This is a genomic window from Haloarcula argentinensis DSM 12282 (assembly GCA_000336895.1).
Taxonomy (GTDB): domain Archaea; phylum Halobacteriota; class Halobacteria; order Halobacteriales; family Haloarculaceae; genus Haloarcula; species Haloarcula argentinensis.
In genome coordinates this window covers 123,014-148,125 of record AOLX01000022.1, presented here as the reverse complement: position 1 = coordinate 148,125, position 25,112 = coordinate 123,014, and the positions used below count along the sequence as shown (strand labels likewise).

Here is a 25,112-nt window from a genome sequence, read left to right as displayed (position 1 = left end):
GCGCTCTTTTTGCCCGCAGCGAGCGACCCGCTCACTGTGTACAGCATCAACGTCCCGCTTCCGTCAGCAGTCACGTCGCTAGCGGCCGACCTCGCGACGGACCTGCCGCTCGCACAGCGACGGGGACGGGGCGAGCACACGTTAGTCGCCAAACGGCTGGGAAACGGCGACCACGCGGCCTACGCGCGACTGGAAGCGCAGGGGCGCGAGGCGCTTCGCGGCCAGCCGGCGTTCGAGGCCCAGATTGCGGGCGTCGAGCAGTTCGAAACGGCTGTGACTGGTCCCTCGCCGGTGGTGTATCTCGCCGTCGAGAGCCCCGGACTGGTCGACCTGCACGAGCGGCTCTGTGATCGGTTCGACCCCGTCGACGAGATGGAAGGAGCGGAGTACATCCCGCACGTGACCGTCGCCCGCGGCGGGGACCGCAACGCGGCCGCGCGGCTGGTCGAACGGGACATCGAACCGATCCGGTGGACCGTCGACGAACTCACGTTCTACGACGCCGACCGGAACCAGCCGGTCAGCCGGGTGTCGTTGCCGGCGTAGCGCTGGTCGGTCGTCTGTCCCGGCGCAATGGCGAACAGGCGGCACGGGTCGGTCCCGGCGCGGTGTGCCGCACAACCCCTAAGCGCGCCGGGCTGTGGTCATGTCACAGCGGCCGTGGCCTCGGCTTCGGATATAAACGGTTGGACCGAAAGCAACGCTTTTGGAGCGGCCTGCCATCCACTACAGATATGGATTACCGCGAAGTCGACAGTACGTCCGAGTTCGTCTGCCGACTGGAGCACGGTGGGGACTGGCGCGCGCAGATCGAGGCCTTCGCGGACGAACAGGGCATCGACGCCGGCTTCTTCTACGGGCTTGGGGCAGTGCAGGACGCGGAACTCATGTTCTACGACCAGGACCGGACCGAGTACGATTCGCTGACCTTCGACGAACCGCTGGAAGTCGCCGCCTGCATGGGCAACATCTCGCATCTCGACGAGGAGCGGTTCGCCCACACCCACGCCGTCCTCTCGCGGCCCGACGGCGAGGCGATCGCGGGCCACCTGAACGCCGGCACCGTCTGGGCGGGCGAGCTGTATGTCCGCGGATTCGATACGGAACTCCGGCGGGAGCACGACGAACCAACCGACCTGGACCTCTGGAACACCTAAGATGCGGGAGGCCGACGAACAGTACTTCGAAACGCTCGAAACCCAGCTCGAAGCCGCCTTCGATGTCGCCGAGCGGGCCAAAGAGCGCGGCGGCGACCCGAAGCCCGAAGTCGAGATTCCGACCGCCCGTGACATGGCCGATCGGGTCGAGAACATCCTCGGCATCGACGGGGTGGCCGAGCGAGTGCGGGAGCTGGAGGGGCAGATGTCTCGCGAGGAGGCCGCCTTAGAACTGGTTGAGGACTTCGTCGAAGGGACTGTCGGCGACTACGACAGCCGCGAAGGGAAAGTCGAGGGCGCGGTCCGGACTGCCGTCGCGCTGCTGACTGAAGGCGTCGTCGCCGCCCCTATCGAGGGCATCGACCGCGTGGAACTGCTGGAAAACGACGACGGCACGGAGTTCATCAACGTCTACTACGCCGGGCCGATCCGCTCGGCCGGCGGAACCGCACAGGCGCTGTCCGTGCTGGTCGCGGACTACGCCCGCGCGCTGCTCGGTATCGACCAGTACAAGGCCCGCGACGATGAGATCGGCCGCTACGCCGAGGAGATTGACCTCTACGACAAGGACACCGGTCTCCAGTACTCGCCAAAGGAGAAGGAGACGAAGTTCATCGCCGAGAACATGCCTATTATGCTCGACGGGGAGGCGACCGGCGACGAGGAGGTGTCAGGCTACCGGGATCTCGAACGCGTCGACTCGAACTCCCCGCGGGGCGGGATGTGTCTGGTACTGGCCGAAGGGATCGCGCTGAAAGCTCCGAAGATACAGCGCTACACCCGGAACCTGGACGAGGTCGACTGGCCGTGGCTACAGGACCTCATCGACGGGACCATCGGCAAGGACGAAGCCGACGAGGAGAACGGCGCAGCAGACGCGAACGGCGACGACGGTGGCGACGGCGCGGACGACGACGGCGGGGACGAGGCTGACGGGCAGGCAGGACCGCCGCGGGTCGACCCCGCCGACAAATACCTCCGGGACCTCATCGCCGGCCGGCCGGTGTTCTCTCACCCGTCGAAAGCGGGCGGGTTCCGGCTTCGCTACGGCCGATCACGTAACCACGGCTTCGCGACCGCCGGCGTCCACCCAGCGACGATGCATCTCGTCGATGACTTCCTCGCGACTGGGACCCAGATCAAGACCGAGCGGCCGGGGAAAGCCGCCGGCGTCGTGCCGGTCGACACCATCGAGGGGCCGACCGTTCGTCTGGCCAACGGCGACGTCCGCCGCATCGACGACGCCGAGGAGGCGCTGGCAGTCCGCAACGGCGTCGAGAAGATACTCGACCTGGGCGAGTATCTGGTCAACTACGGCGAGTTCGTCGAGAACAACCACCCGCTCGCGCCGGCCTCCTACACCGTCGAGTGGTGGGAGCAGGACCTCGCGGCCGCCGACGCGGACGTACAGGCCATGCAGGATTCGCCCCACATCGACCTCGCCGACCCGAGCGCCGAGGAAGCTATCGAGTGGGCAACCGAGTACGACGCCCCGTTGCACCCGAAATACACCTACCTCTGGCACGACGTGAGCGTCGACCAGATGTGTGCGCTCGCCGACGCCGTCGAGGACGCACAGGTCGCACAGGCCGACGGCGCGTACGCCGATCCGGAGATGGACGGCACGGCGGGCAACGCACACAGCGACGACGGCGCACTTATTCTTCCACGGAGCGACGCCGTTCAGCAGACGCTCGAACACCTGCTCGTCGAGCACACGCAGGACGAGGAGACGATTACGGTCACCGACTGGGTACCGCTGGTTCGGACGCTGGGGTTCTCCCGGTCGCTAGAGCGGGACTGGACACCGTCGGACCTCTCTGAGCACGCCCGGACCTACGGCGACAGCGAGTCGCTCGACGCAATCGGGGTTGCCGAGGACGCTGAGCGCGAAGACGGCCAGAACGCTATCAAAGCAATAAACGAGATCGCGCCGTTCCAGGTCCGGGAGCGCGCCCCGACCCGCATCGGCAACCGGATGGGTCGCCCCGAGAAATCCGAGCGACGAGACCTCTCGCCGGCCGTCCACACGCTCAGCCCCATCGGCGAGGCCGGCGGCGCACAGCGGGACGTGGCAAAGGCGACGAAACACGCCGACGGGATGAGCGACACGCCCGGCCGCATAGAAGTGGAAGTCGCCCGGCGGCGCTGTCCCGACTGCGGGACCGAGACCCACCAGGCGAACTGTGCCGAATGCAGCGGGACTACCGAACCGGTGTACGTCTGTCCCGACTGTGAAGCCGAGGTCGAGCGCGACGAGTCCGGCCGCGCGGAGTGTGGACGCTGTGAGACGCTCGCCTCGCCGACCCAGTACAAAGTGCTCGACCTGCAGGAAGCGTATCGGGACGCCCTGCAAACCGTCGGGGAGCGTGAGACGGCCTTCGAGCAACTGAAAGCGGTCAAGGGGCTCACATCCGAGGAGAAAGTCCCGGAACCGATGGAGAAGGGCATCCTCCGGGCGAAACACGACGTGTCGGCGTTCAAGGACGGCACGGTCCGCTACGATATGACGGACCTGCCGGTGACCGCAGTCCGAGCCGCGGAACTGGATGTCTCCGCCGAACGACTCCGAGGCTTGGGCTACGAAGAAGACATCCACGGCGACCCGCTGACCCACGACGACCAGCTCGTGGAACTGAAGGTCCAGGACATCGTCCTCTCCGACGGCGCGGCCGAACACATGCTCCAGACCGCCCGGTTCGTCGACGACCTCCTGGAGCAGTACTACGGGCTGGAACGGTTCTACGAGTTCGACGACCGCGAGGACCTCGTCGGCGAACTCGTGTTCGGGATGGCCCCTCACACCAGCGCGGCGACGGTCGGCCGCGTGGTCGGTTTCACCTCCGCCGCCGTCGGCTACGCGCACCCGTACTTCCACGCCGCCAAGCGCCGGAACTGCTTCCACCCGGACACCCGGCTGTGGTACGAGGATGAGGGCGGCAACTGGGAATACGGTACCATCGAGGAACTGGTCGAAAGCCGACTGGACGACCCCGAAGAGGACGACTTCGGAACGCTCGTTCAGGAACTAGACGGCGATCTTACCGTGTCGTCGCTTGGCGAGAACGGCCCCTGTCGACAGCCCGTCGACGCCGTCTCGAAACACCCCGCGCCGGACCACCTCGTCGAAGTAACCGTTGGCGACCGAACACTCCGGGTGACGCCCGACCACACGATGCTCCGGGCTGGCTCCGATGGAATCGAAGAGGTTCCGGCCAGCGATTTAGCCGCCGGCGACGACCTCCCTGCCTACGACGGCGGCGAGACGACGACGATGACAGCACGCGGCGAAGCTTCGACGGCAGCTACCGACGGCGCAGCCCCGACAGACACCGTCGAGGCTGTCGAGTACGTCGAAAGCGACGTCGACCACGTCTACTGTCTCACGGTCGCTGACACGCACCGGGTGGCCGTCGAAGGCACCTACGTCGGGCAGTGCGACGGCGACGAGGACTGCGTGATGCTCCTGATGGACGGCCTGCTGAACTTCTCGAAGTCGTATCTCCCGAACCAGCGTGGCGGCCAGATGGACGCTCCACTGGTGATGTCCTCCCGTATCGACCCGAGCGAGATCGACGACGAGGCCCACAATATGGACATCATGGAGACCTATCCCCGGGAGTTCTACGAGGCCACCCGCGAAATGAAGGACCCGACCGAGGTCGAGGACGTGATGAAGATCGCCGAGGAGACGCTGGGGACCGACCGCGAGTACACCGAGTTCCGCCACACCCACGACACGACCAACATCGCCGCCGGGCCGGATCTCTCGGCGTACAAGACGCTCGGCTCGATGGAGGACAAGATGGACGCCCAGCTTGAGATCTCCCGGAAGCTCCGGGCCGTCGTCGAAAGTGACGTGGCCGAACGAATCATCGAGTACCACTTCCTGCCGGACCTCATCGGCAACCTCCGGGCGTTCTCCAGACAGGAGGTCCGATGTCTCGACTGCGGCGAGTCGTTCCGCCGTGCGCCCCTGACCGGTGACTGTCGAGAGTGTGGCGGCCGCGTCAACCTCACCGTCCACGAGGGGTCGGTCAACAAGTACATCGACACGGCCATCCGCGTCGCCGACGAGTTCGGCGCACGGGACTACACGAAACAGCGGCTCAAGATACTGGAGCGGAAAATCGAGTCGGTGTTCGAGAACGATCACAACAAGCAGTCAGGTATTGCGGACTTCATGTGAACGACAACGCCACCCGGACTTCTCAAGGTGACAGACGGGCGCGTGACAGCCGTCCGACGGGTGTTTTTGCCCGTGGCGGTCCTGTCACGGGTATGGCCTCGTCCCGCGATTCAGCGCCGTCGTTCGACTCCGGGGACCGGTCGGGTTCCCCGTCACCATCGCCCCGGCAGACACCAAGTACGATCTATCAGATACAGATCGCGCTGTTGCGCTCACAGGTAGCCACGCTGGAAACCGCGCTCGAACAGGAGCGCGAACATCGGCAGGCCGTCGTCGACCGGTACGAGCGCCTTCTCCACGGGGAATAACCCGTACCCGGCTGTCGGAAAATTCTGCTGTGTTACTCGTCGCCGAGTTCGACGTAGGTCGTCTCGATGATGCGGCTGTCGCCGTTGAGTCGCTCGATGATGTCCTGTGGCGGCTGTTCGTCGAGATTGTAGACGGACAGGGCCTCCCCACCGATGGTCTCGCGGCCGTTGAACATCCCGGCGATGTTGATGTCGGCCTCGCCCAGCACGGTCCCGATGAACCCGATAGTGCCGGGCTCGTCGCGGTTGCGGACGACCAGCATGTGCCCGTGGGGCACCGCCTCGATGCGGTGGTCGTCGATGCGGACGATGCGGGGTTCCTCGCCGCCGAACTGGGTCCCACAGACGGAGACGGATTCCTCGCCGTCCGAGACGGTGACGGTGATGAGGCTCTGGTAGTCTTCGGAGGTTCGGGTCTTGGACTCAGTTACGTCGATGCCACGGTCCTTGGCTATCTGCGGAGCGTTGACGGCGTTGACCTGCAGGTCCGAGGGCGCGAACACGCCCTTCAGTGCGCTGGCGGTGACGTACTCCACGTCCTCCTCGGCGATGTCACCAGCGTAGGTGACCTGCACTTCGGACATGTGGCCGCCGAACAGCTGGACCGCAATGCGGCCGGCGGTGTCGGCGAGGTCGAGATACGGCCCGACCTGTTTGAACGTCGCCTCGTCAAGCGACGGCGCGTTCAGGGCGTTGGCGACGGGCTGGCCGTTGGCCGCGGCGATGATCTGGTCGGCTGTGGAGGTAGCGACGTTCTCCTGTGCGGCCTCCGTCGACGCGCCCAGGTGTGGCGTGACGATGATGTCGTCGACAGCGAGGAGCGGGCTGTCCTCGGGCAGGGGTTCCTCGCCGAACACGTCGAGCGCCGCGCCCTTCAGGACGCCGTCTTCGACCGCTTCGGCAAGGGCCGGCTCGTCGATGATGCCGCCGCGGGCACAGTTGACGACGTAGCCGCCTTCGAGTTCGGCGAGTTCGTCCTCGCCGATCATGTTCTCGGTCTCGGGGGTCAGCGGCGTGTGGATCGTGATGAAGTCGGACTTGGCGAGGCAGTCGTCGAGGTCGTCGACCAGCTCCGCGCCGAACTGGTCGGCGCGCTCCTGACTGATGTAGGGGTCGAACGTGACGATGTCCATGCCGAGGCTGCCGAGGCGCTTGGCGACCTGCTGGCCGACGCGGCCGAAGCCGACGACGCCCAGCGTCTTGTTGTTGACTTCCGTGCCAAGGAACTCGCCTTTGGCCCACTCGCCGTTCTTGAGGCGGTCGTGGGCCTGTGGGATGGAGCGAGCGGTTGCAAACGCCATCGCGACGGAGTGTTCGGCGGCGGCGCGGACGTTGCCTTCGGGGGCGTTGGCGACGATGACGCCGTGATCCGTGGCGGCGTCGATGTCGATGTTGTCGACACCGATACCGGCCCGACCGACGATGATGAGGTCAGGCGCGGCCGCGAACACTTCCTCGGTGACCTCGGTGCCCGAGCGGACGATGAGCGCGTTCGCGTCGGCCACTGCGTCGAGGAGCGCGTCGCCCTCGACCTCGTAGGCAGTTTCGACGTCGTGGCCCGCCTCACGGAGTCGCGTGAGACCGGCATCAGCGATAGGGTCCGTAACGAGTACCTTCATACCGAATCGAACTTACTGGGACGGCATAACGCTTGTTTTCTCGGTCCGGACGACTGCGTTCGGATACTCTGGGCGGGGTGACCGCGCCGCTAATGGGGGACCCTGAGTGGTGGGACCGTCAGCAAAAAATGAAACGACAGACAGCGACCTATCGCCAGGCCGGGAGCGAGGCAGCGTCCGGGAGTGGGGTTGTGAGATAGGCGTCGTCTTGGGTCACGTCGGCGACAATAAACTGGTCCGTTGGGCCCTCTTCGACGGACGCCATGATGTCTCCATCCGCGGCCATCTCGACCGGAGCAACAGGTTCCGACTCCATGCATGATAATATGTAACAACCATATAAAAACTTAGCGAAACCCGTAGAGGGGTAGAGTATGATCCAAAGCCAACTGTCTGACAATAGTTCCACTCCTGTCAATACTGGGACAGAGTGGTCCGTAGGACAGTACGCATAGAGCCTTATATTTCAACCATCAGTACCTGTATCCGGGTTTCTATTCAAATTCAGATACGAGAGTTCGATATGGCAGAAGACGTAGTTGTTTCCGAGGCGGCACGGTCCCTGGGTCTCCGAGATAGTGTCTGCACGGTCGTCGGCGATAGCCGCTGGTCGCCCAGCGTGCGACCTGAATGTCGAAAACGGACGGATGTTAAGGACTTAGTAGATGCGGGCAGGAAGTTCTGGCAGTATGAACGTCGCAGACGCTATGACGCCACGCTCGGAGGTTGTCACGGTTACTATTCCGGGTACCCGTGATGACGCACTGGAGTACCTCCAGGAGCAGGCTTTCTCGTCGGTCCCGGTTATCAAGGAAACCGACGATGGCGAGGAGTTCAGAGGGATTATTTCACGCGATGCGCTTATCGAGAGCCCCGACGAGGACCAGCTAGCCCTGCTCGTTGAGGAAGTCCCGGCGATCAGCGGGGACACGTCTATCGAGGCTGCCGCACAGGTGATGGTCGAGGACGGCGAGCGACGCCTCCCCATCGTCGACGGCCAGCTCAAAGGGATCATCACAGTGACCGACGTGATCCGGTCTATCGCCAACGGCGACGTCGATGGTGACAAGGTCGTCGACGAACTCGCCAACCGCGACATCAACTGCGTGTACGAAGGCACGCCGCTGACCGTTGCCGAACGGGAACTCTCCCACGCGAACGTCCCGTACGGCGTCGTCCTCGGCGACGACGGCGACATGTCGGGGATGCTCACTGAGGTCGACATCATCGCGGTCGCCCGCGTCGTCGAGGGCGAGGACGACACCGGCGACTCCATCGCCAACCAGGACGACGACTGGGCCTGGGAAGGCATCAAAGCCGTCGGCGGTCGGTACATGCCTACCCGCAACGTCGAGCTTCCGGCCGAGCCCGTCCGCGAGTTCATGACCAGTGACGTCGTGACGGTGAACAAGCGCCGCACCGCCGAGGAGGCGGCCCAGCTAATGATCGAGCACGACATCGAACAAATCCCGCTGCTGTCCGGTGACGAACTCACCGGCATCGTACGGGACATCGATCTGCTGCGAGGCCTATGAGCGAAGGCGAACGACTTACCGAGCTGGCCAAGCGTCGCGGCTTCTACTTCCCCTCTTCGAGCGCCTACGGCGGGGCGGCGGGCTTCTGGACCTACGGACCACAGGGCGCTGCGCTGAAATCAAACATCGAAGACGCCTGGCGGGACCGCTACGTCGTCAAGGAGGGCCATCAAGAGATCTCCGCACCCGACGTGATGCCGGAACCCGTCTTCGAAGCATCTGGGCATCTCGACGGCTTCGACGACATGATCGTCGAATGTGGCGAGTGTGGTGCGACCCACCGTGCCGACCACCTCGTCGAGGACAACACGGACATCGAGGAGGCGGAATCGCTCCCCAACGAGGAGGTGATGGACCTCATCGCCGAGCACGGCATCGAATGTCCCTCCTGTCAGACGTCCCTGGCCGATCAGCCGGTCGATAACTTCAACCTGATGTTCGAGACCAACATCGGCCCGGGCTCGTCGTCGCCGGGGTATCTCCGGCCGGAGACCGCACAGGGCATCTTCGTGGAGTTCCCGCAGCTCTCCGAGTACGCCCGGAATCAGCTCCCTTTCGGCGTCGCCCAGATCGGGAAGGCCTACCGGAACGAGATCTCCCCGCGGAAATCCCTCGTCCGCGTCCGGGAGTTCACGCAGGCCGAACTCGAACACTTCATCGACCCCGAGGAAGACGAACCGCCGCTGGCCGAGGTCGAGGACGTGGTGCTCCCACTGTACTCCGCCACCGAACAGCAGGCTGAGGACGGCGGCCAGCGCGAACTCACTGTTCGCGAGGCCGTCGACGATGGCGTCGTCGAAAGTGAGTGGGTCGCCTACTACCTGGGCGTCTCCAAGGAGTGGTACGAGCGCATCGGCGTCGACATGGACCGCTTCCGGTACCGCCAGCACCTCGCGGGCGAGCGCGCTCACTACGCCTCTGATTGCTGGGACGCAGAGAGCGAGGTCGACGGCGACTGGATCGAGATTACGGGCTTCGCCTACCGGGGCGACTACGACCTCTCGAAACACGCCAAGCACTCCGGCGAGGACTACACCGTGTTCAAGCAGTACGACGAGCCGATTACCGTCGAGCGTGCGACTGTCGACCCCGACATGAGCTATCTCGGGCCGGAGTTCGGCGGGTCGGCCGGCGCAGTCGCCGACGCACTCGAAGCGCTGGCCGAGCGGAACCCGGACGCCTTCGACGACGACGAGGTCACCGTCGAGGTCGATGGCGAGTCCCACACCGTCCCCGTCGAGGAAACGAACTTCAGCGTCGACGAAGTCACCGAGAACGGCGAACACATCCGCCCACACGTCGTCGAGCCGTCGTTCGGCGTCGGCCGGATTATCTACACTGTCCTCGCACATTCCTACGAGACCGACGAGGTCGACGGCGAGGAGCGGACCTACCTCGACCTCCCGCCGGAACAGGCTCCGACGACGGTCGGTGTCTTCCCGCTGATGGACAAGGACGGAATGGCCGACCTCGCGACGGATATCGCCGACGACCTCCGGGCCGCCGGCCTCTCGGTCACCTACGACGATTCCGGGGCTATCGGCCGCCGGTACCGCCGACAGGACGAGGTCGGCACGCCCTACTGCGTGACGGTTGACTACGAGAGTCTGGAAGACGGCGAGGTCACCGTCCGCGAACGGGACACGACCGAACAGAAACGGCTCCCCATCGACGGGCTCGCCGACCAGCTCGAACGGCTCGCGAGCGGCGAGCTAACCTTCGACGACCTGTAGATGGCCGACGAGGTATCCCGGCGGCTCGTCCACGTCACCGGCGCGGCGGTCCCGCTCGCGCATCTGCTCCGGCCGGAGCTGATTACGTGGCGCGTCGTCCAGGGATTCCTGGCCGTGGCGCTGGTCGTCGTGTGTGTGCTCGAAGCGGTGCGGCTGACGACCGGACTGGACTGGGTGGTGTACGACCGGCTCACCCGCGAGTACGAGCAGGACAACCCCGCCGGCTACGCGCTGTACATCGTCGGGATAGCCATCGTCGCCTTCGCCGTCGAACTCCCGAGTATGAGCGTGACGGTCGCCGTCCCGGCGATGTTGATGCTCGCTATCGGCGACCCTATCAGCGGCCTGCTGGGATCCAGCGACGCCAGCAACATCAAACAGGCCTGGGTCCTGCTGGTGATGTTCGGCGTCTGCACGCTGCTCGCCGCGCCGTTTGTTCCCCCCGCCGCCGCCATCCTTGGTGGCGTCGCGGCGACGTTCGCCGACGGCGTCAAGCCCCGCATCGCCGGCTACGTCGTCGACGACAACTTCTCGATTCCGGTGCTTGGCGCACTGGCGATGTGGGTCGGCGTCCAGTACCTGCCCGGGATCGGCCTGTAACTCCCGCTGTTTACTTTCACCTCGGTATCTGAACGCTTAACCACCGCCGGGACAAACGCGTGGGTAATGGCGACCACCGACGCCGGTGGCGAACACGTCGAACGCCCACTGGTGACGTCGGAGTTTCTGGAGAACCGCCGCTACCAGACCGAACTGGCGGAGACGGCGAGCGCTGGCCACACGCTCGTCTGTCTACCGACCGGACTGGGCAAGACGACCGTCTCGCTGCTGGTGACCGCTGAGCGGCTCAACGCCGTCGGCGGAAAATCCCTCATGCTGGCCCCGACGAAGCCGCTGGTGCAGCAACACGCCGAGTTCTACCGTGAGGCACTCGAACTGGATGATGAGGACGTCGTCGTGTTCACCGGCGAGGTCCGACCCGACGACCGAGCCGAACTCTGGGAGGACGCCCGCATCGTCATCGCAACGCCGCAGGTCGTCGAGAACGACCTCGTGGGCAACCGCATCTCCCTAGCTGACGTGACCCACTGTACCTTCGACGAGTGCCACCGGGCGACCGGCGACTACGCCTACAACTACATCGCTGACCGCTACCACGCCGACGCCGAGAACCCGCTGGTGACGGGGATGAGCGCCTCCCCCGGCGACGAGGAAGAAGCCATCCTCGAAGTGTGTGAGAACCTCGGCCTGTCTGATGTCGCGGTGATGACCGAAGACGACGCTGACGTGGCCGAGTACACCCACGACACCAGAGTCGACTGGAACCGCATCGAACTCCCGGAAGTCGTCGTCGAGATCCGTGACGCCATCAACGAAGTCATCAAAGACCGCCTGTCGCAGTTGAAAGAACTCGGGGTGACGAACAAGTCCTCGGCGGACATCTCCGAGCGCGAAATCCAGCAGATTCAGGGGCAGCTCCGGGACCTGATGAACAACGACCAGAGCGAGGGGTATCAGGGGATGAGCCTGCTCGCGGAGGTCCGGAAGCTCCGGACCGCCGTCACGTACGTCGAGACACAGAGCGTCGAGTCCCTGCGACGGTACTTCGAGCGCCTGAAGGAAGCCGCCCGCTCTTCCGGGGCGTCGAAGGCCGACCAGCGCCTGGTCAGCGAGCCGAAGGTCCGCGAAGCGATGCGGAAAGCCGAGTCCTACGACGACCTCCACCCGAAGTTCCGCCAGACCCGGATGTTGCTCGCGGAGACGCTCGGTATCGAGAACGGTGAGCGTGTCATCGTGTTCACGGAGTCGCGCGATACGGCTGAGACGCTCGTCGACTTCCTCTCGGACCACTTCACGACGCAGAAGTTCGTCGGCCAGAGCGACACCGACGGCAGCGAGGGGATGACACAGACCCAGCAACAGGAGACGCTGGACCGGTTCCGCAACGGCGAGTTCGAGGTGCTCGTCTCGACATCCGTCGCCGAGGAGGGGCTGGACGTGCCAGAGGTCGACCTCGTGCTGTTCTACGAGCCGGTCCCGACCGCGATTCGAGCCATCCAGCGGAAGGGGCGGACCGGACGACAGGCCGAGGGCCGCGTCGTCGTCCTGCTGGCCGAGGACACCCGTGACGAGGCGTATTTCTGGAAGGCTCGGAACGACCAGAAGCGGATGAAACGTGAGCTGAACGAACTCAAAAGCGTCGCCGGCGAACTGGAGGCCCGTCTCGACCAGACCGGTCTCGACGAGTACGAGGACGCCGAGGGGGACGCTTCGGGTGGAACCGACGAAGCGGAAACCGCCACACGGCAGTCGGGTTCCACTGGAAACGGGAGGGGTAGCACAGCTAACACGTCTGCCGATGAGAACGGCGACGGGGACGGCCAAGCCGGGCTGGACGCCTTCGCGGCGGAGTCGTCTGCGCCAGACGACGAGGAGGGTGGTGGCGAGGGAGACGGAGGGGCTGGCGACGAGGGAGACGGGGAGACCGACGACGAAGGAACGGTCGCCACCGCCGGCCGCGACGACGAGGACGATCCCGTCGAAATCGTCGCCGACCAGCGGGAACTCGACTCGAACATCGCCCGAGACCTCTCGACACGGGACGGGATCGAGACCCGACTTGAAACGCTGGCCGTCGGCGATTACGTCCTCTCGGACCGCGTGGTCGTCGAGCGAAAGACCGTCGCTGACTTCATGGACACGCTGACTGGCGGGGACCGGTCGATGTTCGAGCAGGTCGGAGACGCCACGCGCAACTACGGCCGGCCCGTCGTCATCATCGAAGGCGAGGACCTCTTCGGCGCACGAAACGTCCATCACAAGGCGATTCAGGGGGCGCTCGCGTCGCTGGCGGTCGATTTCGGCGCGAGCGTCCTCCGGACCAGCGACGAGGACGAGACCGCCGACCTGCTGGAAGTCATCGCCGGACGGGAACAGGAGGTGGCCGACCGCGAGGTGAGTGTCCACGGCGAGAAACAGTCGAAGACACTCCCCGAACAACAGGAGTACGTCGTCGCCTCCATCGCCGAAGTCGGACCGGTGACCGCCCGCACGCTGCTGGAAGCCTTCGGCAGCGTCGAGGCGGTGATGACCGCCGACAAAGACGACCTGCTGGAGGTGTCCGGCATCGGCGACGTGACCGCCGACCGGATTCGGAAAGTCATCGCCAGCGACTACGAGCCTTAGAACCGTACCGCACCGAGCGCTTCCGCCGCTTCTCGTGCTGCCTGCAGATGTTCGCGAGCCTCGCGTGGGTTCTCGGTCGCCGCGGCGCGCTCGGCGAAGCGGCGAGCGGTTTCGGCCAGTGACGCCGATGCCGCATCCATGTTCGCCGAGATATCGTCCGTGTGACTATCGGTCGACTGAGTCTGTCGAGCGGAAACAGGGGGGTTCTGTGTCGGTGTCCCACGCGGCTGGTTGTTTGGAGTTCGGCCGCTAGGCTCCGACGAAGCACCCGTTCGAGCAGTCTGTGGCGCTGGTTCCGAGTGATCGGACGGCTGGGTAGACTGGTCACCCCCCGCTTCGGGTGGAACGGCCGAGTCGGGTGTCGACGCCGCCGCTTCAGAGGGCGACTGTGAAGCGGTGTCGTCCTGAGTGTGTGCGGTCGCCTGGTCTGTGGGTTCGTCTAGCGTGTCCGCCGCACTCTCGGCTGGCTCCTCGTCAGCATCGCCGAACTGAACGCGGGCTTCGTCGCTGGGGTCGGCAACCTCGATCTGGTCACCGTCTTCGGCCTGGCCCCCCTGTTCGTCGGTAGCCGACGGATCAGCGCCGTTTGCCTGCGTGTCGCGAGCGACCGGCTTCTGGCAGGTCGGGCAGAACTCCTGGCCGTCGTAGCGGAAGATGGGGTCGCCACAGTCGCTGCAGTGGGCGTTCGTCATCGTCGCGCCCTTCAACAGGAGTTCGCTCATCTGCTCGGTCGCCGCCCGGTTGTCCTCCTCTTGCTCGAACTTCTCGCGGAGTTTCTCGCGTTCGGCTTCCTTGTCGAAGTCGCTCATACGTGTCACAACGCCACGGGGCTGAAAACAGTTTACGGGTGCGAGACGTCGATACTGCCTGAACGATACGCGGCGGAATCGGGGTTTCGACACGTTTAACGTTCGCGCCCGAGCCTTTTCGAATGGTATGACAAAGGTAAGCGTAGTCGGCGCAGCCGGTACGGTCGGCGCAGCCGCAGGGTACAACATCGCGCTCCGTGACATCGCTGACGAGGTCGTCTTCGTCGATATCCCGGACAAGGAAGACGACACTGTCGGGCAGGCGGCCGACACGAACCACGGCATCGCCTACGATTCGAACACGCGCGTCCGCCAGGGCGGCTACGAGGACACCGCCGGCTCGGACGTGGTCGTCATTACGGCTGGGATTCCCCGCCAGCCGGGCCAGACACGAATCGACCTCGCTGGCGACAACGCACCTATCATGGAGGACATCCAGTCCTCGCTGGACGAACACAACGACGACTACATTTCGCTGACCACCTCGAACCCCGTCGACCTGCTCAACCGCCACCTCTACGAGGCCGGCGACCGCTCGCGCGAGCAAGTCATCGGCTTCGGCGGCCGGCTGGACTCCGCGCGGTTCCGCTACGTCCTGAGCGAGGAGTTCGACGCCCCGGTCCAGAACGTCGAAGGAACGATTCTCGGGGAACACGGCGACGCACAGGTCCCCGTGTTCTCGAAGGTCCGCGTCGACGGCACTGACCCCGAGTTCAGCGACGATGAGAAGGAACAGTTGCTGGGCGACCTGCAGGAATCGGCGATGGACGTCATCGAGCGCAAGGGCGCGACCGAGTGGGGCCCGGCACGCGGCGTCGCACACATGGTCGAAGCCATCCTCCACGATACCGGCGAAGTGCTGCCGGCCTCGGTCAAGCTAGAGGGCGAGTTCGGGCACGAGGATACTGCCTTCGGTGTCCCAGTCCGTCTCGGGAGCAACGGCGTCGAAGAGATCGTCGAGTGGGACCTCGACGACTACGAGCAGGACCTGATGGCCGACGCCGCCGAGAAGCTCTCCGACCAGTACGACAAGATCTCGTAACCCGGTTGATCGATGCTGCCAGGGTTCGAGGTGGCGTCGGTCCCGAACTGCCTTTTTACTCCGCTATCGGGGTGAGAGACGTAGCTGTAACTGCGAGTCGCACTCACGACGAACCGCGCCCGTTATGCGGGTTCGTCCTGGTCGTCAAGCAGATCGCTGTCGCGCCCGTCGTCATCGATATCAGCACCGAGGAGTGACGCCCACTCTTCGAGGTGTGAGTCCGATGTCGTGAGTTCTCGGTGGCTCATGGCGTTATCCGAAGCATCCACGGCATATTATATAATGGTTGTGCCCGCGTTGATACTCAATGGTGTGTGCAGCCGTTCTACAGGGTAATTCGGGATCAGCGGATCAATAAAACGAGAGGCCCGCGTCGATCACTCGGAACGGATGGTTTCTGGGACCTGAATCGAGTAGTGGCCGTCTTCCTGCAGTGCGATGATGTACTCCTCGCGGTCGTACAGTTCCATCAGGTTCAGTTCGTACTGGCCCGGTTCCAGTACCTTGATCGACTCGAACTGGTCGTTGAGTTCAGCACGCAGTTCCTCCAGATCGGGACGGTCCTCCCGGTCTGGTTCCGCTGGTGGGTCAGGGTCTGCACCGACAGGGCGGAACTGGTGTTCAGATTCGGACGCGGACGGCACGTCGGATGGGAGTTCGTCCGGCTCGACGACATCGCCGCGGGCACTTGCCTGGGCCGAATCCTCAGTCGGCGACGTGCGGTCGGGTTCGGTCGACGGCGAGTCGGGAGTTCGGGATGGATCACTCGGCTGTGAGTCAGCGGCCCGGTCGGCGTCAAGGTGGGACTGCTCGGCGGGACGGTCGCCGTCCGCAGCGGAGCCACTGACAAAGTCACGTACCGAAGCGGCGGTCTTGCCGACGGTACGAGCGACAGTGCTGTCAGGTCCCGGTGGTTCCGGTGGCTCCGCATCCGGCGTCTCGGAGATGTCGGCCCCCTCGGGCTGATACTGGAACTTGTTCCCGCCGCAGTTGGGACAGCCCGAGAGCATCTCCTTCGACCCGTCGTCGAAGCCACGGCCACACTCCGTACACTGGTGGGGCATTATTTCCGGGAGACGAGGGCGCTGATGAGCGTTTCGTCCTTGTGGAGCGTCTCTATCTGGTTCGCCGGCCCGATGACTGTCAGCTTCTGGGTCGACTGTTTGCCCATCAGCCGGTCGAGGATGCTAGCGTCGGCAGCCTCGGACTTGGGGTAGGTCTCGATTTCGATGCCGTTGAACTCGTCGGGGCTGATCTCCGTCATCGTCACTTCGATCAGGCGGGACTCCTCGTCGGGTGAGAGTCCCTCTTCGAGGATGACGATGTTGCCGTCACGAACCCCGTCAAGAATCATCCGTATCTTCTCCATCGAGGCCAGTCCGGCCATGCGTTCGCCACTGATGAGGTCGATCTGGACGCCGTCGTCTGGGTCTTTGACTTCTGCCATTATATCACCCGAAGTACTCCGCGATTTTGTCGTAGACTTCGTCCATGTTGTCGCCCTCGAGCGCCGACAGCGGAATCGTCTCGTGCTGGGGGTAGGCGTTTCGGATGCGCTGGACGGAGGATTCCTCCAGATCGATCTTGTTTGCGAGGATCAACACAGGAAGGTCCTGACTCTCGATGATCCCGATGAGCATGGTGTTGACCTGCGTGAACGGATCAGTCGCGGAGTCAAGGACGTAGATAACGCCGTCGACGTCCTCGCGGAGCCAGTGCATCGCTTCGGCGACACCCTCGGTCGCTTCGCGGGAGCGACGGACGGCGTCGTCTTTCTCCATGTCATGTTCAAGGAATTCGGTGTAGTCGACCTTCGTCGTCACGCCCGGGGTGTCGACGATGTCGATTGTCACTTTCTTCCCGTCGCGTTCGATTTCGACGTTCTCCTTTCGGCGCGCACGACGAGTCTCGTGTGGAACGTGACTCTCCGGACCGACAGCGTCGCCAGTCCAGTCCCGTGCGATGCGATTTGCCAGCGTCGTCTTGCCGGCGTTCGGCGGGCCGTAGATGCCGATTCGCTTTGGATCCTCTTCGGAGAACAGCGTCGATGCCGCGCGTGAGATACTATCTTTGAGGTTTGTTAACAATCCCATCCTATCCTCCCGCCGCCCGGAGTCGTCCGGTATGGCGGCTCTGACCGTAAAAGATAGGCGAATTCACTTAAGCCTACGTCAGACATTAGTCTTTTTTCTGACATGGTGAAGCATAGCATAGATCAGCGTGCAGGCGTTGCTACGGGTCCGGTACGGTTGGGGGGAGTTGTTCGGGTGGAGTCTGATCATCCGAAACCAGACGATTCGGATTGGGGTGTACCATCCTAGCCCCCCACCCCTTCGTTTCAGGTGGAACGACGCACACCCCTGGGGAGGGGTTGGAGAATTACCGGTCAAATCGGGAGCGGACCAACTATTCAGATCGGCGCGACTCGTGATACTACTAGTTAGAACGGTCTATACACTAGAAAACTGTACACTAACCCCTGTTAGACATTTGTTTGACGTAGTACGGGTTTGGTTTATGAGATAGTATATTAAATCTTTCTCTTCGCTAGAGAACATTCTCGGTCCCCTCACCCCCTCCCCCCGGGCCTGTTTCCCGTTCCACCGGAAACGAAGGGGTGGGGGGGTTGGCCCGTTACGGTCGCTTTGTCTTGCGAGTCCGTTCTTCCGTGGTATCACTCATGTTCACATAGCGTACCAGCACTCGGAATCACTCCATGGCTTCCTTCCGCCCCCCCTCACTGTCCTGCCGTTCCATGTCCGTCCGGCCCCAGTGAGACTGAAGCTATAGTCCTCTTTAGGACAACAGTACTCATGCGGCAGAATTATAAAATTATAAACATATATGTTTCATGGGTAGTGTACCGAAATATTTAATATCGAATCACGGTACGGTTCATGTGGTTCAACTGGACGCACCGGAGAGCGCTGATGCTCACTAACAACGGTACTGACGCACTCCTCGCTCCCTCTGTTCCGGTGTCTCCAACTCGCTCCACACGAAACGAAGGGGACCCTCTTGATCGACTATGACTGACGAAAGCAACAATCCGGCCCCGGCATCCGATCCGTCGACAACAGAGACGTCGAACGATGCTGACGGGTCCGACGGACAACTCGACGCCGAAACGGACCCTGGGACATCGACCGGGCCGTCAGATCTCGATGATGTTATTCTTGACAATCTTGATGCTGGGTCTGACGACCCCTCCGACGAGGCGTCCCGTGGCCTGTTCGATGACCTTCTCGAAGGAGAACCCATTTTCGAGAACAAGGAGGTCCTTCGCCCCTCGTACACGCCGCACAAACTTCCCCACCGCGAGGAGCAGATCAACAACATGGCGACGATTCTCGTCACTGCCTTGCGCGGTGATACGCCGTCGAACATCCTCATTTACGGCAAGACGGGAACGGGGAAAACCGCGTCCGCGAAGTTCGTCAGCGAGGAACTCGAAACGACTTCACAGAAGTACGAGGTCCCCTGTGAGGTCGAGTACATCAACTGCGAGGTGACCGACACCCAGTACCGCGTGCTAGCCCAGCTCGCGAACAAGTTCATCGACAAGAACGCCCAGCTCATCGACGACCGCATTGCCGAACTCGAAGACATCCGGTCACGCGCACGCGAGAACACGGCTGCACTCGAAGAGACGGCGTTCGACTCTCTCGATGCTGTCGAAACTGAAATCGAGTCGCTGGAAGCGGATAAGTCGGAGTTCGAGGAAGTTCCGATGACGGGGTGGCCAACAGATCGGGTTTATAGTTCTTTTTTCGATGCTGTCGACTACCACGAGCGCGTGGTCGTCATCATGCTCGACGAGATCGACAAGCTCGTCGAAAAAAGCGGCGACGATACCCTGTACAACCTCTCCCGGATGAACTCCGAACTGGAGAACTCCCGGGTCTCGATTATGGGTATCTCGAACGATCTGAAGTTCACCGATTTCCTCGACCCCCGGGTCAAATCAAGTCTCGGCGAGGAGGAGATCGTCTTCCCCCCCTACGACGCGAACCAGCTCCGGGACATCCTGCAGGCACGCTCGGACGTGGCGTTCAAAGGCGACGCGCTCACTGAGGACGTCATCCCGCTGTGTGCGGCCTTTGCCGCACAGGAACATGGGGACGCACGTCGGGCGCTCGACCTCCTCCGGACTGCTGGCGAACTCGCCGAGCGTGACCAGACGGACAACGTCCTCGAAGACCACGTTCGGCAGGCTCAGGAGAAGATCGAACTCGACCGTGTTGTGGAAGTCGTTCGGACACTGCCCACGCAGTCGAAAATTGTCCTCTTTGCGATCATTCTCTTGGAAAAGAACGGCGTCCACAACATCAACACCGGCGAGGTGTTCAACATCTACAAGAACCTCTGTGAGGAGATCGACGCCGATATCCTGACCCAGCGCCGCGTCACTGATCTCATCTCGGAACTAGATATGCTCGGCATCGTCAACGCTGTCGTCGTCTCGAAGGGCCGCTACGGCCGGACGAAAGAAATCTCGCTGTCCGTTCCAACAGAAGAGACGGAGGCAGTGCTTCTGTCTGATTCGCGACTCGGCGACATCGACGACGTCCAGCCGTTCGTTCAGGCCCGGTTCGACAACTGAGCTGCCGATTGTATTAGCATTCGACGGTCTCCGCCGTTCCAGGTGAAACGATCCCATTCGAGAGAGACGAGCTATTCGGCTGCGGTTCCGTTCGCCGCTGTGGGTCCTGTTTCGTTCGTCACCGTCGGGCCCGCCTCGTCCGTTACCACATCAGTTGCTCCGGCCTTGTTCCACTGGAGTCGAACCTGGCCCAGCAACGGGACCCGTATCTCTGCGGTCCCGACGACCCAGCCGGGTTTGACCGGTTCGCTGATGGGGTTGGAGCCGACCTGGTCATACCGGCCGTTGTTGTCGCCTTTGGTGACGAAGCCGGCGTGGTCGGCCGGACAGGAGCTGAGCTCGTCACAGCTGTCGGCACTGCCGATGTAGTCCTTGTTCGCCCGGTCGTACCAGTTCTCCCCGGCATCGACCCACAGCATCGCTCGGTGAATGATCGGCGTTTGTCGGCTGTTACCGTCAGGCTCGTACACGATAACGTCGCCCGGTTGCTGGAACGTCCGATAGCTCTCGTCATTCGCGGCGGTAACGACACCCCCGTGATCGCCTGGGCCGGAGAACCGCTTCTCTTCCATCACGAACACGAGGTCGCCTTCCTTAATATGGGGGTCCATGCTCGGGCTTTCGATAGCGACGAGCGGGGGCCACACACCGCTGACAGCGAACAGCAACACCCCGACAAGCAGGACTGAGCCGGCGCTACTGACGATATCGGCCACGTACATCATCCCTCCCGGTCCCTCGGTTTCGTCTCCATCCGACGACCGACGGTCTGACCCGGCCATTCGTACCACGAATACTCGGAGGCGGCCAATCAACTTTCTGTTGTTGGACCGAACGCTCCCGTCCGGTTTGCTCAGCTCGCTGCCGGTACTGAAGCTTCTCCCATCGGTATCGACACTGAGGTGTGCCATAGTTGGGACGGCTGGACCCGAACGTACCCGAGACGTGGGATTCGGAAGGTCCCGGTTCCGATGACCCACTCCGGCCGGACAACGGTACTCGCTCCGGTGACCTGATCGTATTTAGTGTTAGTCACTTTGTTGTCACCTTTCGTGATGAATCCGGAGTGGGGAGCTGGACAGTTCCGAAGTTCGTCGCAACTGTCCGCGTTCCCGATGTATGTCTGGTTTGCCCGGTCGTACCAGTTCTCGCCAGCATCGACCCACAGCATTGAGCGGTGGATGATCGGCGTTCGCTCCTCGTTACCGTTGGGTGCGAAGACGATGACGTCTCCGTACTGCTGAAAGGTCCGATATCCGGTCTTTGACCCCTCCGCTGCCGTTACAACGCCGTGACGGCCCTCCTGTTCGGAGAAGCGCTCTGCGTCCATGACAAACACCATATCACCGGTGTCGATGTGTGGCTCCATGCTCCCGCTTTCGATAGCGACAAGCGGAGGCCACACCCCGCTGACGGCAAACAGGAGCGCGCCGACGAGCATGACCGCCCCGACACTCGTACCGATGTCACGGACGTACAGGCTGAGACGAAACGTCGGGCTGGCGTCCACAGACTCCTCTGTCTCGTCTGGTGGCGTGCTACGTGACGATTCGTCCCGGCCCATTCTATCTCGGATTGCCCATAGTGGCGTATCAATCTTGTGACGGCCGTCGGTCCGCTATCCTTTTGCCCTTAGACACGGAGTGTGGAACGTGCCTCTGGAGACGCCGGCACGCATCGTCAGCGAACTCGCGAGCCGCGGCTACAACGCGGAACGGGAGGCAGTGACCCGCATCGCCGACACTCGAGATCCATCGGCGACACTGGAACGCGCACTCGAAACGCTCCCCGACGAAGCGCTGAAGCTGACGACCGACCACGTCGAGTCTGTCGTTAAAGCGACAGAAAGTGCCAAAAGCGAGCCGGATACTAAACCGAACTCAGAAACCGAAACGCCCGGCGCTCCGACGCAGCCACACCCCTCCGTTTCAACTGGAACAGACGCACCCACGTCGACCGAACCGGGTACGCCCGCTCCACCTGAAACGGGGGGGTCACGAGACGTGGACACATCCCTCCGGGCAATCGAGGTCGCGAACGACATGACCGGCCAGTCAACTGGGACTGGGGAGTACTCGGACTTCGTCTCGGTGTTCCGGGACCGCTACGAGAAACTGGCGAGCAAACTGCGCGGCAGAGTGAACCACCGACCGACCGACGCTATCGAGAACATGGGTGGCGGCAGCGACGCGGCGCTGATCGGGATGGTCTCGGACATCCGTTCGACTGCCAGCGGGCACTGGCTCGTCGAACTGGAGGACACGAACGGAACCTTCCCCTGTCTGGTAATGAAAGACCGCCCCATCGCCGATCTCGTCCAGCAGTTGCTCATGGACGAGGTCATCGCCGTCGAGGGGACGCTAGCCGACGACGCCGGCATCCTGTTCGTGGACTCGCTGTACTTCCCGGACGTGCCCCGAACGCACAGCCCTTCGACCGCTGACCGTCACGTTCAGGCGGCGCTCATCTCAGATGTCCACGTCGGGAGCCAGGAGTTCATGGAGGACGCCTGGCATCGCTTTACCGACTGGCTCCACACCGCCGAAGCCGAAACTGTCGAGTACCTGCTTATCGCCGGCGATATGGTCGAGGGCGTCGGCATCTATCCCGAGCAGGACGAGGAGCTGGACATCATCGACATCTACGACCAGTACCGCGCGTTCTCGGAGTACCTCAAGGAAGTCCCGGGCGACATGGAGATCCGGATGATCCCGGGCAACCACGACGCCGTTCGGCTGGCCGAACCACAGCCGGGCTTCGACGAGGAGCTCCGGGACATCATGAGTGCCCACGACGCGCAGGTCCACTCCAATCCCTCGCTGGTCACTGTCGAAGGCGTCACGGTGCTGATGTACCACGGCGTCTCGCTCGACGAAGTTATCGCCGAACTCCCGGACGAGGAAGCCAGCTACGAGGAGCCACACAAGGCGATGTACCAGCTCCTGAAGAAGCGCCACGTCGCGCCGCAGTACGGGGGCCACACCCGACTCGCTCCCGAGGACCGCGACTATCTGGTGATGGAGGAGGTCCCCGACGTGTTCCACACCGGCCACGTCCACAAGCTCGGCTGGGGCGAGTACCACAACGTGGTTGCGCTGAACTCCGGCTGCTGGCAGGCTCAGACCGAGTTCCAGAAGAGCGTCAATATCGACCCTGACGCTGGCTTCGCGCCGATTCTGGATCTGGATACGCTGGATATGACGGTCCGGAAGTTCAGCTAAACCACCTTTTTCCACGGGGGCCTCGCGCTCGCCAGTGCCGAGCGCTCGACCCCCGTACAAAAACGTGGGCGAAAAAGGCGCGAATCGCCCACGGCGATTCGCGTGAAACCGGTCGCCTGCGGCGACCGGTATGCTTGCCAATTGTGCCTCTCTGTGACTGACGCAGGCCTGCCCTTCCCCGGGTCGCTTCGGGTGCGACAGTCGTCGCACCACTCGCTCCCGGCCGGAAGACTCGTTTGTGTGTTCTCTCGCGGCGCGACGGCGACTCCGTCGGCCGTCCAGCCACGAATCCTGTGGAAACGGCGCGAAGAATCACCGGTATCTCGTAGCAGTGGCGGGCCTCACCGATTGAGGCGCAATTAAGACCCGTCCGGTAAAAGGAGAGAGTATGAGTGACGACCAAGACCACGGATTCGAAACCGACGCGCTGCACGTCGGGCAGGAAGAGCCGGACGCTGAGGCTCGCTCTCGCGCGCCGCCGCTGTACCAGACCACCTCGTACGTCTTCGAGGATGCCGAAGACGCGGCCAAGCAGTTCGCACTGGAAAAGCCGGGCCACATCTATTCGCGGCTGATGAACCCCACCGTCGGCATGCTACAGGAGCGGCTGGCGGCGCTGGAGGGCGGCGTCGGCGCGGTCGCCACGGCCTCCGGGATGGCGTCGCTGAACCTCGCAACCTTCCTGCTCGCGGATGTCGGCGACAACGTCGTCACGGCGTCGTCGCTGTACGGCGGCACCTACACCTACTACACCCACACCGCGCCGCGCAACGGTGTCGAGACCCGCTTTGTCGACACGCTCGACTACGACGCCTACGCCGAGGCCATCGACGAAAACACGGCCTACGTCCACTGTGAGACCATCGGGAATCCGTCGCTCGTGACGCCCGACTTCGAGCGCCTCGCCGAAATCGCCCACGACCACGGCGTCCCCTTCTTCGTCGACAACACCTTCGCAACACCGTACCTCTGCAACCCAATCGAACACGGGGCCGACCTCGTCTGGAACTCCACGACGAAGTGGATTCACGGGCACGGCACCACTGTCGGCGGCGTTCTTGTCGACGGCGGCTCCTTCCCGTGGGAGGAACACGCCGACAAGTACCCCGAAATCGCCGGCGACAACCCCGCGTACCACGGCGTCAACTTCCGGGAGCGGTTCGAGGACGCGGCCTTCACCTACGCCGCCATCGCCCGCGGCCTCCGTGATCTGGGCTGTCAGCAGTCGCCCTTCGACGCCTGGCAGACTATGCAGGGTCTAGAGACCCTGCCCGCGCGGATGGACCGCCACTGCGACAACGCGATGGGTGTCGCCGAGTTCCTCGCCGACCATCCCGAGGTCTCGTGGGTCACCTACCCCGGCCTCGAAGACCACGAAACGCACGACACCGCGAGCAAGTACCTCGACGGTGGCTACGGTGGTATGATAACGTTTGGCCTCGAAGCGGGCTACGACGCCGCCCGAACGACCGTCGAATCGACGGAAATCGCCTCCCTCCTGGCAAACGTCGGCGACGCGAAGACGCTCATCATCCACCCGGCCTCGACCACCCACCAGCAACTCACGGACGAAGAAAAGGCCGCCGCCGGCGTCACCGACGACATGGTTCGTCTCTCTGTCGGCACCGAGTCCGTCGAGGACATCAAGGCCGACCTTGACCAGGCAATCGGACAGGAAACTCACTAACTGATACGTAATATTCTATCGGA

Annotated in this window: 21 protein-coding genes; 12 read left to right on the top strand and 9 right to left on the bottom strand. The window is 63.2% G+C overall.

Annotated features, from left to right (window positions below; translation table 11 throughout):
• Nucleotides 1–36: 36 nt before the first annotated feature.
• From C443_RS12645 to C443_RS12630, 4 genes are all read left to right on the top strand, one after another.
• The gene (locus C443_RS12645; RefSeq protein ID WP_049944047.1) at nt 37–546 is read left to right on the top strand and encodes a 2'-5' RNA ligase family protein; all 510 of its coding nucleotides are present in this window, start codon (nt 37–39) and stop codon (nt 544–546) included.
• Nucleotides 547–734: 188 nt separating this feature from the next.
• The gene (locus C443_RS12640; RefSeq protein WP_005536813.1) at nt 735–1,157 is read left to right on the top strand and encodes a PPC domain-containing DNA-binding protein; all 423 of its coding nucleotides are present in this window, start codon (nt 735–737) and stop codon (nt 1,155–1,157) included.
• 1 nt (nt 1,158) lies between these two features.
• Entirely contained in the window at nt 1,159–5,346 is a 4,188-nt protein-coding gene (locus C443_RS12635; RefSeq protein WP_005536812.1) for a DNA-directed DNA polymerase II large subunit, read from the top strand.
• A 92-nt stretch (nt 5,347–5,438) separates the two neighbouring features.
• On the top strand, nt 5,439–5,654 hold the full coding sequence (locus tag C443_RS12630) for a hypothetical protein (RefSeq protein WP_005536811.1): 216 nt from the start codon (nt 5,439–5,441) through the stop codon (nt 5,652–5,654).
• 32 nt (nt 5,655–5,686) lie between these two features.
• Here the strand turns inward: C443_RS12630 and serA are convergent, their stop codons facing one another.
• Nucleotides 5,687–7,273, bottom strand: coding sequence for a phosphoglycerate dehydrogenase (serA, locus tag C443_RS12625; protein ID WP_005536810.1), 1,587 nt, complete (start codon nt 7,271–7,273; stop codon nt 5,687–5,689).
• 148 nt (nt 7,274–7,421) lie between these two features.
• Nucleotides 7,422–7,589: a DUF7556 family protein gene (locus C443_RS21750; protein ID WP_005536808.1), complete on the bottom strand. Its 168-nt coding sequence runs from the start codon at nt 7,587–7,589 to the stop codon at nt 7,422–7,424.
• 373 nt (nt 7,590–7,962) lie between these two features.
• On the opposite strand from C443_RS21750, the gene C443_RS12620 reads away from it, so the two are divergent.
• The 4 genes from C443_RS12620 to C443_RS12605 all read left to right on the top strand — a co-directional run bounded on the left by C443_RS12620 (nt 7,963) and on the right by C443_RS12605 (nt 13,727).
• The gene (locus C443_RS12620) at nt 7,963–8,808 is read left to right on the top strand and encodes a CBS domain-containing protein (protein WP_005536806.1); all 846 of its coding nucleotides are present in this window, start codon (nt 7,963–7,965) and stop codon (nt 8,806–8,808) included.
• Nucleotides 8,805–10,541 carry a glycine--tRNA ligase gene (glyS, locus tag C443_RS12615; protein WP_005536805.1) on the top strand — a complete coding sequence of 579 codons (1,737 nt, stop codon included), beginning with the start codon at nt 8,805–8,807 and terminating at the stop codon, nt 10,539–10,541. The genes C443_RS12620 and glyS overlap by 4 nt, the downstream gene beginning before the upstream one ends.
• On the top strand, nt 10,542–11,141 hold the full coding sequence (locus C443_RS12610; protein WP_005536804.1) for a hypothetical protein: 600 nt from the start codon (nt 10,542–10,544) through the stop codon (nt 11,139–11,141). It abuts the gene before it with no gap.
• A 66-nt stretch (nt 11,142–11,207) separates the two neighbouring features.
• Nucleotides 11,208–13,727, top strand: coding sequence for a DEAD/DEAH box helicase (locus C443_RS12605; RefSeq protein ID WP_005536802.1), 2,520 nt, complete (start codon nt 11,208–11,210; stop codon nt 13,725–13,727).
• Here C443_RS12605 and C443_RS12600 read toward each other — a convergent pair.
• Nucleotides 13,724–14,536, bottom strand: coding sequence for an Sjogren's syndrome/scleroderma autoantigen 1 family protein (locus tag C443_RS12600; RefSeq protein ID WP_005536801.1), 813 nt, complete (start codon nt 14,534–14,536; stop codon nt 13,724–13,726). The two genes, C443_RS12605 and C443_RS12600, sit on opposite strands and share 4 nt — an antisense overlap.
• 127 nt (nt 14,537–14,663) lie before the next feature.
• Here C443_RS12600 and mdh point away from each other — a divergent pair, with 127 nt between their 5' ends.
• Entirely contained in the window at nt 14,664–15,578 is a 915-nt protein-coding gene (mdh, locus tag C443_RS12595; protein WP_005536799.1) for a malate dehydrogenase, read from the top strand.
• 122 nt (nt 15,579–15,700) lie between these two features.
• Here the strand turns inward: mdh and C443_RS22155 are convergent, their stop codons facing one another.
• The 4 genes from C443_RS22155 to C443_RS12580 all read right to left on the bottom strand — a co-directional run bounded on the left by C443_RS22155 (nt 15,701) and on the right by C443_RS12580 (nt 17,671).
• Nucleotides 15,701–15,826, bottom strand: coding sequence for a hypothetical protein (locus C443_RS22155; RefSeq protein WP_005536798.1), 126 nt, complete (start codon nt 15,824–15,826; stop codon nt 15,701–15,703).
• Nucleotides 15,827–15,955: 129 nt separating this feature from the next.
• Nucleotides 15,956–16,642, bottom strand: a complete 687-nt coding sequence (locus tag C443_RS12590) for an OapC/ArvC family zinc-ribbon domain-containing protein (RefSeq protein ID WP_005536797.1) — start codon at nt 16,640–16,642, stop codon at nt 15,956–15,958.
• A complete protein-coding gene (locus tag C443_RS12585) occupies nt 16,642–17,025 on the bottom strand; it encodes a DUF2073 domain-containing protein (protein ID WP_004517591.1) in 384 nt (127 codons plus the stop codon). The genes C443_RS12590 and C443_RS12585 overlap by 1 nt, the downstream gene beginning before the upstream one ends.
• A gap of 4 nt (nt 17,026–17,029) precedes the next feature.
• Nucleotides 17,030–17,671, bottom strand: coding sequence for an Era-like GTP-binding protein (locus C443_RS12580; protein WP_004590329.1), 642 nt, complete (start codon nt 17,669–17,671; stop codon nt 17,030–17,032).
• A 935-nt stretch (nt 17,672–18,606) separates the two neighbouring features.
• Between C443_RS12580 and C443_RS12575 the strand changes: the two genes are divergently transcribed.
• Nucleotides 18,607–20,181 carry a Cdc6/Cdc18 family protein gene (locus C443_RS12575; RefSeq protein ID WP_005536796.1) on the top strand — a complete coding sequence of 525 codons (1,575 nt, stop codon included), beginning with the start codon at nt 18,607–18,609 and terminating at the stop codon, nt 20,179–20,181.
• Between the two features lie 71 nt (nt 20,182–20,252).
• Here the strand turns inward: C443_RS12575 and C443_RS12570 are convergent, their stop codons facing one another.
• Together C443_RS12570 and C443_RS12565 are read right to left on the bottom strand one after the other, a co-directional pair.
• Complete coding sequence (locus tag C443_RS12570) at nt 20,253–20,906, bottom strand: S26 family signal peptidase (RefSeq protein ID WP_005536794.1); 654 nt, start codon at nt 20,904–20,906, stop codon at nt 20,253–20,255.
• A 128-nt stretch (nt 20,907–21,034) separates the two neighbouring features.
• A complete protein-coding gene (locus C443_RS12565) occupies nt 21,035–21,745 on the bottom strand; it encodes a S26 family signal peptidase (protein WP_005536792.1) in 711 nt (236 codons plus the stop codon).
• A gap of 88 nt (nt 21,746–21,833) precedes the next feature.
• Here C443_RS12565 and C443_RS12560 point away from each other — a divergent pair, with 88 nt between their 5' ends.
• Together C443_RS12560 and C443_RS12555 are read left to right on the top strand one after the other, a co-directional pair.
• Complete coding sequence (locus C443_RS12560; protein WP_005536790.1) at nt 21,834–23,402, top strand: DNA-directed DNA polymerase II small subunit; 1,569 nt, start codon at nt 21,834–21,836, stop codon at nt 23,400–23,402.
• Between the two features lie 388 nt (nt 23,403–23,790).
• On the top strand, nt 23,791–25,089 hold the full coding sequence (locus C443_RS12555) for an O-acetylhomoserine aminocarboxypropyltransferase/cysteine synthase family protein (RefSeq protein WP_005536789.1): 1,299 nt from the start codon (nt 23,791–23,793) through the stop codon (nt 25,087–25,089).
• Nucleotides 25,090–25,112 lie beyond the last annotated feature (23 nt).